The 11828-nt window shown below is 65.2% G+C and carries 11 protein-coding genes and 1 pseudogene; 5 read left to right on the forward strand and 7 right to left on the reverse strand.

From position 1 onward, the window contains the following. Positions 1-6 precede the first annotated feature (6 nt). The 3 genes and pseudogenes from RSE14_RS05000 to RSE14_RS05010 form a co-directional block, all read right to left on the reverse strand. Entirely contained in the window at positions 7-1062 is a 1056-nt protein-coding gene (locus RSE14_RS05000; RefSeq protein WP_324076133.1) for a BLUF domain-containing protein, read from the reverse strand. Positions 1063-1292: 230 nt separating this feature from the next. Next, positions 1293-1778 (reverse strand): annotated as a pseudogene (locus RSE14_RS05005) (YncE family protein); the annotation flags it as partial. A gap of 74 nt (positions 1779-1852) precedes the next feature. After that, a protein-coding gene (locus RSE14_RS05010) for an IS3 family transposase (protein WP_416379361.1) occupies positions 1853-3219 on the reverse strand; the annotation gives its coding sequence in 2 pieces (ribosomal slippage) (positions 1853-2866 and positions 2869-3219; 1365 coding nt in all). Here RSE14_RS05010 and RSE14_RS05015 point away from each other — a divergent pair. After that, the gene (locus tag RSE14_RS05015; RefSeq protein ID WP_324076135.1) at positions 3186-5312 is read left to right on the forward strand and encodes a TonB-dependent receptor domain-containing protein; all 2127 of its coding nucleotides are present in this window, start codon (positions 3186-3188) and stop codon (positions 5310-5312) included. The two genes, RSE14_RS05010 and RSE14_RS05015, sit on opposite strands and share 34 nt — an antisense overlap. Before the next feature lie 37 nt (positions 5313-5349). Here RSE14_RS05015 and RSE14_RS05020 read toward each other — a convergent pair whose 3' ends face one another. From RSE14_RS05020 to RSE14_RS05030, 3 genes are read right to left on the reverse strand one after another with little or no spacing between them, the layout of a single operon-like run. Beyond that, positions 5350-6033, reverse strand: coding sequence for a DsbA family oxidoreductase (locus RSE14_RS05020; RefSeq protein ID WP_324076136.1), 684 nt, complete (start codon positions 6031-6033; stop codon positions 5350-5352). Then, positions 6030-6926 carry an NAD(+) diphosphatase gene (gene nudC / locus RSE14_RS05025; protein WP_324076823.1) on the reverse strand — a complete coding sequence of 299 codons (897 nt, stop codon included), beginning with the start codon at positions 6924-6926 and terminating at the stop codon, positions 6030-6032. The genes RSE14_RS05020 and nudC overlap by 4 nt, the downstream gene beginning before the upstream one ends. Next, positions 6926-8257, reverse strand: a complete 1332-nt coding sequence (locus RSE14_RS05030) for a serine hydrolase domain-containing protein (protein WP_324076137.1) — start codon at positions 8255-8257, stop codon at positions 6926-6928. Before RSE14_RS05030 ends, nudC begins: the two co-directional genes overlap by 1 nt. 117 nt (positions 8258-8374) lie before the next feature. Between RSE14_RS05030 and RSE14_RS05035 the strand changes: the two genes are divergently transcribed. Then, positions 8375-8596, forward strand: a complete 222-nt coding sequence (locus tag RSE14_RS05035) for a hypothetical protein (protein WP_324076138.1) — start codon at positions 8375-8377, stop codon at positions 8594-8596. Here RSE14_RS05035 and RSE14_RS05040 read toward each other — a convergent pair. Continuing rightward, positions 8593-9630, reverse strand: a complete 1038-nt coding sequence (locus tag RSE14_RS05040; protein WP_324076139.1) for an A/G-specific adenine glycosylase — start codon at positions 9628-9630, stop codon at positions 8593-8595. The two genes, RSE14_RS05035 and RSE14_RS05040, sit on opposite strands and share 4 nt — an antisense overlap. A 14-nt stretch (positions 9631-9644) precedes the next feature. On the opposite strand from RSE14_RS05040, the gene RSE14_RS05045 reads away from it, so the two are divergent. From RSE14_RS05045 to RSE14_RS05055, 3 genes are all read left to right on the forward strand, one after another. Continuing rightward, complete coding sequence (locus tag RSE14_RS05045) at positions 9645-10211, forward strand: DUF721 domain-containing protein (protein WP_324076140.1); 567 nt, start codon at positions 9645-9647, stop codon at positions 10209-10211. Next, the gene (locus RSE14_RS05050) at positions 10208-10975 is read left to right on the forward strand and encodes a thioredoxin domain-containing protein (protein WP_324076141.1); all 768 of its coding nucleotides are present in this window, start codon (positions 10208-10210) and stop codon (positions 10973-10975) included. The genes RSE14_RS05045 and RSE14_RS05050 overlap by 4 nt, the downstream gene beginning before the upstream one ends. A 94-nt stretch (positions 10976-11069) precedes the next feature. Beyond that, positions 11070-11819 carry a DsbA family protein gene (locus tag RSE14_RS05055; RefSeq protein ID WP_324076142.1) on the forward strand — a complete coding sequence of 250 codons (750 nt, stop codon included), beginning with the start codon at positions 11070-11072 and terminating at the stop codon, positions 11817-11819. Positions 11820-11828: the final 9 nt, after the last annotated feature.

Raw genomic sequence — 11828 nt, forward strand, 5'->3', positions numbered from 1 at the left:
GGCCCGTCAGCTCTGCTCGCGCGCCCGCCGCACCAGTTCAGCCAGGTGCAGGCCGGTGCCGCTGATGCTCCGCCGGGCGTGATCCGCGCCCACGCTGGCTGCGGTCGCCGCGGCCTCGGCAAACAGCCGCCCGCCGACCGAGATCACCACCGGCTGTTCGGGCAGGGCCTGACGGCACAGCGCCACTGTATCGCGCAGACGGGCCACGGCGGTATCGGCGCAATAGGCATCCGATAGCCCGATATCGACCACATCATGCTGCTGTTCGGCCAGCTTGCGCAGCAGCGCGCCGCGGCTTTCGGGAAAGGCCATCTCCACCCGCCAGCCGGCATCGGTGAGATGATCGGCGAGCAGCACCGTGCTCAGCATATGCGGCTCGCCCGGCGCGGTCGCGAGCAGAATCGAATAGCGGCTCTGGCGCAGGCTCGTCGCATTGCTGCGGGTGCGCACCGCATGGCCGGCCAGTTGCAGCATCGACAGGCCGATCGTGAGATCGAACTCGCAGGCCCGGTCGGCCAGCCAGGCATCGCCCATCGCGCGCGCCACCGGCTCGATCAGGTGCGATACGATGTCGTCGGCGCTCCACCCCTGTTCGACCATTTCGGCCAGGTGCGCATTGACCCGCGCGTCGTCGCCGTCGAGCGCAAGGCGGGCGAGCTGCGGCACGTAATGGGCCAGCGCGTTCGCGGCGAGCGCGCTGTCGGTGCCCGGGCGGCTTTCGGCTGACATCTGGCTGTAGACCAGCAGATCCCAACCCGAAAACAGCCTGCTGGCGATGACGTGTTCGGTCAACACCTCGATCTTGTGGTGGCGGGGGTCACGGCGGATCGCCTGCCACACCTGCGCCAACGCATCGGGCGGGCCTTCGAGCGTCTGGAGAAAGCGCCCGTTATCATAAAGCAGCATCCCGGTGACGCCGAGTTCGTGATTGCGCTTCTGCGCCTGCGCGCCGAGCGCGTCGAGCTCCGCCTGCGTCAGCGGCGTGATGGCCCGGCTCTGATAGGTCAGGCAGCTGATCCAGCTTTCCGTGCCTGCGTTCAAATGTGCCGAATGCGCGTGCATCCTCACCCTCCCCATGCGGAGCGGGACTGCAGGCATACCGGCAGAGCTTCTTGTACGAGCTCCTTCGCGATAACCCGGCGGAGATCCCTATCCGCGGATTTCTCGACTTCCAAAGAGGCAGGCAGACCGCGCCATCGCGATCTGTCCCTTCCGCCCCCCTTTGCCGCTAGAGGGCCGGAAGGTGCACAAGGTCACCTATCGCGGCGGTTACGTCAAACATTTTTGACGATTCACTTGCCCGCAGGCGCACTCCACCACGAGAGCGTCTGATTATCATGGGCAGAGGTCCACACGCCCTTGCTTGTCCAGCGCAGCGCGCCGCTGCCGACCGCCGCTCCGAGTCGCGCCCGGATTTTGAGCGTTGCAGGGTCGATCGCCACCAGCGTCTGGTCATCGGTGGTGCGCAGCCAGACAAGCCCGCCGCCGGTATCGATATCGCCCCATTTGAGGTTCGCGCCAACCTTGGTGCGGCCCGCGAGCTTGAGGGTCACCGGATCGACCTTGGCGACCGTGCCGTCGCCCTGTTCCTGCACCCACACCGCGCCCTCGCCCGCCGCGAGGAAGCCCGGGGTCTCGCCGAGGCCGATCGAGCCGGTGACCTTGTTGGTGGCCGGATCGATGCGTTGCAGCAGCTTGCCCTCGCTCGACACAGCCCAGATCGCATCGAAGCCATAGGCGAGATACCAGGTCTCGGGCGCGACCGGGATCGACGCGACTGTCCGTCGTCAGAACATTCGGCACAACACGGGGCGTAAATTAGCGGAGTGCGGGCCTCGTCCGGGGGTTGATGTTACGCGGCGAGGTTGCGGTGTTGCAAGCGCCGATGTTCGATGGTCTGTCGCTTGATCCTTTCACGCTGTTTGATGATGGCTGGGGCCCTGCCGAAGTAGGCGTCGGCGGGTGTCACGTTGGACAGCGCTTCGTGATAACGCTGGTGGTTATAGTGCTCGACGAAGGCCTCGATCTGGGCCTCGAGGTCGCCGGGCAGGAAGTAGTTCTCCAGCAGGATGCGGTTTTTCAGGGTCTGGTGCCAGCGCTCGATCTTGCCCTGGGTTTGCGGGTGCATCGGGGCGCCGCGCACGTGGCTCATCTTGTTGGCCTCGATGTATTCCGCCAGTTCTCCCGCGATGTAACTGGGACCATTATCGCTGAGCAGCCTTGGCTTGTGCAGCACCGTGGCGCTGTCGCAGCCGGAAGCTGCCAGGGCGAGGTCCAGCGTGTCGGTCACATCCTCGGCCCGCATGTTGGTGCACAGCTTCCAGGCGATGATATAGCGCGAGAAGTCGTCGAGCACGGTGGAGAGATACATCCAGCCCCACCCGATGATCTTGAAGTAGGTAAAATCGGTCTGCCACATCTCGTTTGGCCGGGTGGTCTTGGTATGGAACGCATCAGCCGCTTTCACCACGACATAGGCCGGGCTGGTGATTAGGTCGTGTGCTTTCAGCAGGCGGTAAACCGTGGCTTCGGACACAAAGTATTGGCGTTCATCGGTAAATCGCACGGCCAGTTCGCGTGGGGACAACTCGCTGTAATCCAGCGCGAGTCCGACGATCTGATCCTGCACCTCAGGCGCGATGCGGTTCCACACCCGGCTCGGCGCGGAGGGTCGATCTTCCAGCGCCTCCGGCCCGCCCTCGAGATAGCGGTCATACCAGCGGTAGAAGGTCCGACGGGCGATGCCCAGCTTGTCGAGCGTCCGCTTGGCGGGCAGGTGGGACTGCTCGACGACCCTGATGATCTCAAGCTTCTCGGATGCGGGATACCTCATTCTTCGCCCTCCCCATCCGCGATCATGCTTTTTTTCAGCAGACGGTTTTCGAGCGTCAGGTCCGCAACGCATTCTTTGAGGGCACGGGCCTCGCGGCGCAGATCCTGCACTTCGCCGGTGGTTGCGGCACGAGCAGTATCACCGGCAAGTCGGCGCTTGCCCGCTTCCATGAACTCCTTCGACCAGGTGTAATACAAGCTCTGGGCGATGCCTTCCTTGCGGCAGAGCTCGGCGATGCTGTCTTCACCGCGTAGCCCATCGAGCACGATCCGGATCTTGTCTTCAGCCGAGAAATGACGACAGGTCTGCCGCCGGATGTCCTTCACAACCCGCTCAGCGGGGGGCTTTTTGGGTGCCGATTTTTTCAAGGAGGATTGGGTCTTCATCTTCGTTCCTTCGTCACTACGACGAAGCCCCAACCCTCCTTAAATCACAACCTCAAATCTGTGCCATTGGTGCTGACGGGGGACACAACGCCTATTTCGAAGGCAAGTTCTTCCGTCAGGAAACCAACTTCGGCACCAACCAGAACTCGTTCTACGATCTGCTGACCGTGGCGCCGGACAACCCCTTCATCCCGGCCGTGCTGCGCCCGATCTCGGATGCGGCGGGCGGGCTGTTCATCACCCGCGACCCGACCGATCTCGGCGCCAATATCGACACCAACATCTCCGAAACCTGGCGCTTTGTCGGCGGGCTCAAGGGCGATCTTTCCGACACGATCAGCTGGGACGTTTCGGCCAACTGGGGCCGCTATGATCTCAAGACGATCAACCGCAACAACGTGCTCTATGATCGCTTCCTTGCCGCCATCGACGTGACCACCGATGCCCGCGGCAATCCGGTGTGCCGCAGCGAATTGAACCCCGCAGTGCGCTCGCCATCGACTGTCTTCAGCATCCCGACCGGCGAGTTCGGCTATCTCACCTTTGTGCCGGGCCAGGGCCAGTGCCGTCCGGCCAACCTGTTCGGGGTCGGCTCGATCAGCCAGGAGGCGGTCGACTTCATCACCACCACCACGATCAACAACTTCCGCACCGAACAGTTGGTCCTGAGCGGACTTGTGGACGGGGATACCTCGGCCTTCTTTAACCTGCCCTACGACAGCATCCAGTTTGCGATCGGGGCCGAGTACCGCGAGGAAAAGAGCCGTTCGACTTTCGACCCGCTGGTGCGCGGCATCCTGCCGGTGACCACGGTGGACGGCACCGCCGGGCAGTTCGTGGGCGATGCCCCCGGCTTCAACGGCCAGGGCTTCTCGCAGACATCGCTCGCCACTCCGCCCGATGGCTTCTTCCAGAATTCGGGCGGCAAGTATGACGTTGTCGAGATCTTTGCCGAGCTTGGCACCACGCTGATCGAGGACGTGTTTCTGATCGACGAGCTGCGGCTCGAACTGGCGGGCCGCTATTCGGACTACAGCTCCGCCGGCACAGTCTATACCTACGCGATCAACGGCTTCTGGGCCCCGATCGAGGATATCCGCCTGCGTGGAACCTATTCGCGCGCGGTGCGGGCACCCAACATTTCTGAGCTGTTTGCCCCGGCACAGGCCGCCTTCTTCCGGCCCTTCGACCCGTGCGATCAGGCCGAAATCGATGCCTTGGTGGCGGCTGGCAATGCTAACGTCCAGAACCGCATCAACAACTGCCGCGCCGATGGCATTCCCGCCGGCTACGTCGATCCGCTCAGCGCGCGCTTTGCCGGGACCATTTCCGGCAATGCCAATCTTCGCGAAGAATCTGCCGACACCTACACCTTCGGGGCGGTGCTGCAGCCGCGCTTCATTCCCGGCCTTGCCATCACCGTCGATTACTACAACATCAAGATCGACGACGCGATCGATACGGTCCCTGCCCAGGATGTGGTCGACAACTGCTATGACAGCTCCACCTTCCCCAATGACTTCTGCAACAGCTTCACCCGCAATCGCGATCCCTCCTCGGCGCAATTCCTCGGCTTCACCTTGCTCAATCTGACGACGATCAACTTCGCCCGCGTCGAGACTGCCGGGATCGATGCATCGGTCTCCTACAATACCAGCATCGGCGAGCACCAGCTGGGCCTGTCGGCGACGGCATCGTGGACCGACAAGATCGACTTCTTCTTCGATCCTGCTGATTTCAGCAACTTCGATCCGGAACTGGGCGAATTGCAGCGCCCCGAATGGGCAGGACGCGCCACTGCAACCTACGGCTATGGCGATTTCAATTTCAACTATACGGTCACCTATCTCGGCGAGATGGCGCTGCGCGGGGTCGAGATTGAAACGGTCGCTGCCCAGTTCGGTCCGGCCGGGATCACCGGTGAGACCTGGACCCACAATATCGGCGCATCCTACGAATTCCCCGACATGGGCCTGCAAGTGTTCGGCGGGATCAATAACCTCTCGGATGTGAAGCCCTTCGTCACCGAGCGCGCCTATCCGGTCGGCCCGGTCGGCCGGTCGTTCTTCACCGGCGCACGCTGGACGCTGTAATCCTGCCCTGAGACGGGTCGCAAAGGCCGGGGAGTTCCTAGCGAACTTCCCGGCTTTTTGCTGCCACGCGCCGGAGCGCGTTGACGTAGACCTCGGGCGACTGCGCGCCGGGGATCAGGAAGCGGCCATCCACGATCATCGCCGGAACCCCGGTGATGTTGTAATCCCAGGCCTGCTGCTCTTCGGCGATCACCCGCGCTTCGAGTTCGGGATCATCAAGCGCCGCCTTGGCCGCCTCGCGGTGGAGGCCGTTCGCCGCGGCAATATCGAGCAGCACCGCCCGGTCACCGAGATTTCGGCGCTCGTTGAAATGGGCGCGGAAAAGGGCGAGCTTCAGCGCGGTCTGCGCCTCGGGTCCGGCGTCCTCCAGCGCGAAGGTCAGCAGCTTGTGGCAATCGCGCGTGTTCCACATCATCGCGGGGGGCGCTTCGCCCTCGCCCCCATAGGACAGTGAAACGCCTGCACTCTCGGCAATCGCCTTCATCTGCCCGCGAATGCGTGCGCCCTCTTCCGCAGGGCGGCCATATTTGCGGCGGAGGTGCGCTTCCTGCTCCTCGCCCGCCTGCGGCATGTCGGGATTGAGCTCGAACGGCCGCCACCGGACCTCAGCCGCGATCTCGCCTTCCAGCTCGCCGAGCGCCTTGGTCAGCTGGCCCCAGCCGATCAGGCACCAGGGGCACATGACATCGGAATAGATGTCGATCGTCAGCGGCTGGCTCACTTGTCGAGCCACCAGGTGATAAGGTGATGGGCGATGGCGAAGGGCCGCGGGAAATAGAGCAGGTCCGTCCCCGCCTCGCCCGCCGCGCGTGCCTCTTCGAGTTCGGCGCGGGTGAACCAGCGCGCGTCCTCAAGCTCGGTGGTGTCGATATTGAGCGTGGGATCATCCGCGACCGAAGTGCAGCCGATCATCAGCTGGCTCGGGAAGGGCCATGGCTGGCTGGCGATATAGCGCACATCGCGCACGCGTACGCCGGCTTCCTCGTGGATCTCGCGCGCGACCGCCTCTTCGATGGTCTCGCCCGGTTCGACAAAACCTGCGAGCGCAGAATACATCTTGGGCGGAAAGCGCGGCTGGCGGCCGAGCAGCAGGCGATCCTCGTGCTCGACCAGCATGATCGTCACCGGATCGGTGCGCGGGAAGTGGTCCGCCCCGCACCCGTCGCAATGGCGCTGCCAGCCGCCCTTGACGAGCTTGGTCGGCGCACCGCAGCGTGCGCAGAAGCGGTGACGCGCGTGCCAGTCGACAAGGCTGCGCGCCCCGCCATAGATCGCAAGGTCCGCCGGAGCGAGTTGCTGCATGATTTGCCACGCTCTGGGCATGGCATAGGCCGGGCCTTCCGCGCCCTCGCCCGGCACCGGAGCAAAGCAGGCCTTGCCCTCCATCAGCCCGAGGAACACCAGTTCGGCCTCCGGAGAGACATCGGCAAGGCTGCCCCACACGAGGCCGCCCATGTCATCGACGCCCGGCAGCAGCCCGTCCAGCAGCAGCACCTTGGCGCGCCAGTCCATCAGGCCTGCGAGCGCGGCATCATCGACGCGGATGTGATCGGCGCGGTCCATCGGCGAGCCGGCGAAGGCCATCACCGGCGCGGTTCCGGCAGGAGCGTGCATCATGCGGCCTTGTCCGCGTGTTCGCGCATCGCGGCGAGGTCTTTCTCCATCGCCGCCATGAATTCGTCGCGGATCGGATAGGCCTCCGACGGCATGTACTGGGTGAACAGGGTCGAGCGCAGCTTCAGCCCGAAATCGACCGCCGCCAGCGTACCCGCCGCGCCGCCCCAGCCGAAGCTCTGCCCGACCGAGCGTCCGCCCGCGCCGTGGCCCTGCCCTTCCAGCCAGCTGCCCTTGGTATCCACCGTGGCGGGCATGAGGTTTGAGGTGCCCACGCGCACCGCCTCCTCGCTCATCACCCGCACACCGTCGATCATGCCGTAGTTGAGCAGCATGCGCAGGAAGCGGTCATAGTCCTTCGGGCTCGACACCAGCCCGCCGCCGCCAGCCGGGACTTCGGGCTTGTCGAGATAGACCGAGGCCGGGCCGGGATCGATCGGGAAGGCATTGCCGCCCAGGACTCCGTAATTGTCGGTCAGGCGGTGGGCCTCGCTCGCCGGAACCTGCATCCACGTGCTGTCCATGCCGCAGGGATCGAAGATGCGGGCCTTGAGGAAGGCCTCGAATTCCATCCCGCTCGCCACCTCGATCACCCGGCCGAGCAGGTCGATCGAGCAGGAATAGCTCCACTTGGTCGCCGGCTGATACATCAGCGGCAGCGTCGCGAGGCGATCGGCCCAGGCTTCGAGGCCCGGTGCGGGCGTGACCGGCGGGAAGCCCGGGATCGGCGCCCGGCTCACCCGCCCGCCGACCAGACCATTGGCGTTGTAGGCGGCGAGCAGCGGCCCCTTGCTGATGATCTGGTAGCCGAGGCCAGCGGTATGGGTCAGCAGCTGGCGGATGGTAATCGGACGTTCGGCAGGGACGGTGTTTTCCAGCGGGCCTTCGGGATCAACCAGCACGCGCATGTCGCGGAAGGCGGGCAGGATCTCGTGCACCGGCTGATCGAGCCCGAGCTTGCCCTCGTCGATCAGGATCATGGTCGCCATGCCGGTGATCGGCTTCGACATCGAATAGATGCGGTAGAGCGAATTGTTGTCGACCGGCGCAGGCTTGGCGAGCGACAGCGTGCCGCCGCCGACGGTGTGGGCGTGCGGCTGGCGGCCCCAGCCGAAGGTCAGGAACATGTTCGCGACTTTGCGCTGCGAGACATACTTCTCAGCCAGCGCTGCCACATTGGGCCAGCTTTCGGCCACATCATGCGCCCACACAGACCGCCCGAACGGCAGACCGGACAGCGCCATCCCCCCGGCCAAAAGGGCCGATTGGCGAAACAGCGTGCGGCGGGAAAGCGAGGGCAGTGCAGGGTGTTCAGGGGCACGGATGGTCATGGCGGCAGAATCTCCGAAAGCTTTGGCGGCAGTGTCTGCGGCAGGGCGGCGGCGTGGTCAATCGGGGGCGGAGGCGACGGCCTTGCATTTTTCGGGTGTCCTATGCATATAAGACACATGCTCAACGTGCTCGCCTATCTCGTCGGCCTTGTCAGCCTTGTCATTGTCATTCCGGCGCAGATTCCCCTGCTGGGATGGGCCAACTGGCTCGCCCTGCCGCTGATCGTCATCGGCATCATCCTCGGCGCGCTGTCGTCGAAGGATGGTGGGCGCAATTTCTGCCTGATCGTCCTGCTGATCGCAGCGGTGCGGCTGAGCCTTGGCGGCGGGCTGATCTAGGCCAGCGCGAGGCTCGCGGCCTTGGCGAAGAGGGTCGCAAGGCCCGCCTCGCCGATCCTCTCGACCGGCCACCACTGCCCTTCCCCCGGTGGCGTATCGGCAACCTCGAGCGCGCGCACTTCGAGCGTCAGGCTGGCATGGGTAAATCCGTGGCGCACCGCGCCCAGCACCCGCCACGCGCCCTCCAGCGGCGAAGCGCCCGATCCATCGACCCGCGCGCTCCAGCCGTCATCGGGCAGCGCGCGCATCCCGCCGAGCATGCCGGTTGCGGGACGGGTGACGAGCCACACGTCGCGCCCCTCACCCCGCGTGATCCAGAAGGCGGTGCCGCGCCGTTCGGGCACGGCTTTCTTGGGCGGCTTGACCGGCAGGCCTTCCGGCTCGCCCAGCGCCTGTGCGCGGCAAGCCCCGCGCAAGGGGCAAATCAGGCAGCGCGGGCCTTTGGGGGTGCAGATCTGCGCGCCGAGGTCCATCATGGCTTGCGCGAAATCGCCCGCGCGGCGCTCCGGCGTAATGGCATCGGCCGCAGCGCGGATCGGCTTTTTCGCGCCCGGCAACGGTTCGGCAATCGCAAAGAGCCGCGCTGTCACCCGCTCGATATTGGCATCCACCACCACGGCCCGCTGCCCGAAGGCAATCGCGGCAATGGCGGCGGCGGTGTAATCGCCCAGCCCGGGCAGCGCGCGCAGCTCGACCTCGGTGGCAGGAAAGCCGCCCCGCGCGGCCACGGCGCGCGCGCATTTCACCAGATTGCGGGCACGCGAATAATAGCCGAGCCCGGCCCATGCAGCCATCACCTCGTCCTCAGGGGCCGCTGCCAGCGCTGCGACACTGGGCCAGGTCTGCGTGAACTTGGCAAAGTAGGGCTTCACGGCTGCCACGGTGGTCTGCTGGAGCATCACTTCGGACAGCCACACGCGATAGGGCCATGCGGGATCATCCGGCAGCGCATGTCCGGGCGGCAAGCGCCACGGCAGATCGCGCGCATGGGCATCATACCATTGGAGCAGCGTGTCGGAGATACTGGCGGTCACGCGCTGCCTATGGCATGGCGGGCGCAAGCATGGGAAGCGACAAGAAAACCTCCGACACGAAGGGCAAGATCAAGCCCTACACCCGTCCGCGCGGACAGGGTGTGCGTCCGATCGGCGATCTGATGCCGGAAATCGGCCGCACCGCCTTTCGCCGCTTCGGCTTCGTGCAAAGCTCGGTCGTCACCCGCTGGCCCGAAATCGTCGGCCCCAAACATGCCCGCGTGTGCAGTCCCGAGGCGATCCGCTTTCCTCCCGGGGAAAAGGCCGAGGGCATCCTGCAACTGGTGGTGGTGCCCGCCCATGCCCCGCTGATCCAACAGGTCATCCCGGAAATCATCGAACGGGTGAACCGCTTCTTCGGTTACAAGGCCGTCGCCCGCGTCAAGCTGCGGCAGGGCGCGGTCACGCCGGCGCAGGCGGACAAGCCCGCCAAGGCCCCGCCCTCCCTCAAACCGATCCCGCTTGAACTCGGCGACAGCTTGCGCGACATCGGCGATCCCGAACTTCGCACCGTGCTTGAATCGCTCGCCCGCTCGCTCGGCGAACAGCCTTCCCCCAACTCCGAACAGGACCCTTCATGACCCTGCGCAACTCCGCCCGCACTGCCGCCCTTTTCGGCGCTGCCCTCATCGCCTTTGCTGCGCCCGGCGCTGCCCAGCAGAGCCTTGCCGATCCGCAGAGCAAGTTTGCCGGCAACAATCCCCAGGGCAACTGGAGCGCGACCGTCACCCGCACCGAACGCGGCCATCTGATCGGCAATCCCAAGGCCGAGGCCAAGCTGATCGAATTCATCAGCTACACCTGCCCGCACTGCGCCACATTTGCGATGGAGGGTGATCCGGCAATCGATCTCACGCTGCTCGGGCCGGGCAAGATGTCGGTCGAAGTGCGACCGGTGATCCGCAACGTGCTCGATCTCACCGTCACCATGCTGGTGCAATGCGGCGATCCCGCCGGCTTCAAGGATCGCCACCGCGCCTTCATGTATTCGCAGAGCCAGTGGCTCGCCAAGTTCATGAGCGCTCCGAGGAGCCAGCAGGAGATCTGGGCGCGCGGCAACAAGGCAGACCGCATGAACGCCGCCAGCGCGCTGGGCCTTGCCGATATTCTGGTGCAGCGCGGCCAGTCGCTGGCCGAGGTCAATGCCTGCGTGATGAACGATGCCGCGGTGAACAAGATCATGACCGCCGGCGCAGAAGACCGCGGCGAGTTCGCCATCCCCGGCACCCCCAGCTTTGCGCTCGACGGCAAGCTCCTGAACGAGGTGCACGACTGGCGCGCACTCTATCCGGTGCTCTCGGCGCGCTTTGCCGCAAACGGGAGCGGCGCGGCGCCCACGCCCTGAGGCGAGTTGTTCACAATCCCCTCGCGCTCCTCTTGCTGCACGGGGCGCGGGGGCGCTATTCTCCCCCCTTCAATTGTCCAAGGACCTGCCTGCCATGAAATTCTCGCGTCTGTTCGCGCTCAGCCTTCTTGCCGCTGCCCCGCTGGCACTGGCCGGTTGCGGTGAAAGCGCCGCCCCGGGTGAGGCGGCATCGGGAGAGGCCCTGCCGATGGTGGCCCCGCCGGCCGGCACGACATGGTCGCAGAAGGTCGTCACCACCGAGGAAGGCGGCTATCTGGTCGGCAATCCCGATGCGCCGCTCAAGCTCGTCGAATATGGCTCGCTCACCTGTCCGGCCTGCGCCAACTTTGCCGCCGACGGCATCGAGCCGCTGATGAGCAAGTATGTCAATTCCGGCCGCGTCAGCTTCGAATTCCGCAGCTTCCTGATCCATGGCCCGCTCGATCTGGCGCTGACGCGACTGATCGGCTGCTCGACGCCCGAAGCCGCCCTGCCGCTGGCCGATCAGGTCTGGGCCAATCTCGGCCCGATCCAGGACCGCGCCTATGCCAATCAGGAGGCGCTCGCCACCACCAACGGCCTGCCGGAAAACCAGCGTTTCGTGAAGTTCGGCGAATTGACCGGCCTCTATGAATTCTTCGCCGCACGGGGCATCAGCGAAGATCAGGCGCGCACCTGCATGGCTGACTTCGCCACGCTGGAAAAGCTCGCCAAGCTGTCGGAAGGCTATGCCAACGACGACAAGATCAACTCGACGCCGACCTTCCTGCTCAACGGCCAGAAGCTCGACGCCGGCATGTGGTCGCAGCTCGAACCCCAGCTTCAGCGCGCCGGCGCGCGCTGATCCTGCCCG

This window comes from Erythrobacter sp. (assembly GCF_035194505.1).
In the GTDB taxonomy this organism is placed as follows: Bacteria; Pseudomonadota; Alphaproteobacteria; order Sphingomonadales; family Sphingomonadaceae; genus Erythrobacter.

Bases quoted from the DNA above. Each gene is read 5' to 3' on its own strand.
- RSE14_RS05000 (WP_324076133.1), bottom strand. From the start codon at position 1,062: ATGCACGCGCATTCGGCACATTTGAACGCAGGCACGGAAAGCTGGATC.
- nudC (WP_324076823.1), bottom strand. From the start codon at position 6,926: ATGCACGCTCCTGCCGGAACCGCGCCGGTGATGGCCTTCGCCGGCTCG.
- RSE14_RS05030 (WP_324076137.1), bottom strand. From the start codon at position 8,257: ATGACCATCCGTGCCCCTGAACACCCTGCACTGCCCTCGCTTTCCCGC.
- RSE14_RS05035 (WP_324076138.1), top strand. From the start codon at position 8,375: ATGCTCAACGTGCTCGCCTATCTCGTCGGCCTTGTCAGCCTTGTCATT.
- RSE14_RS05045 (WP_324076140.1), top strand. From the start codon at position 9,645: ATGGCGGGCGCAAGCATGGGAAGCGACAAGAAAACCTCCGACACGAAG.
- RSE14_RS05050 (WP_324076141.1), top strand. From the start codon at position 10,208: ATGACCCTGCGCAACTCCGCCCGCACTGCCGCCCTTTTCGGCGCTGCC.
- RSE14_RS05055 (WP_324076142.1), top strand. From the start codon at position 11,070: ATGAAATTCTCGCGTCTGTTCGCGCTCAGCCTTCTTGCCGCTGCCCCG.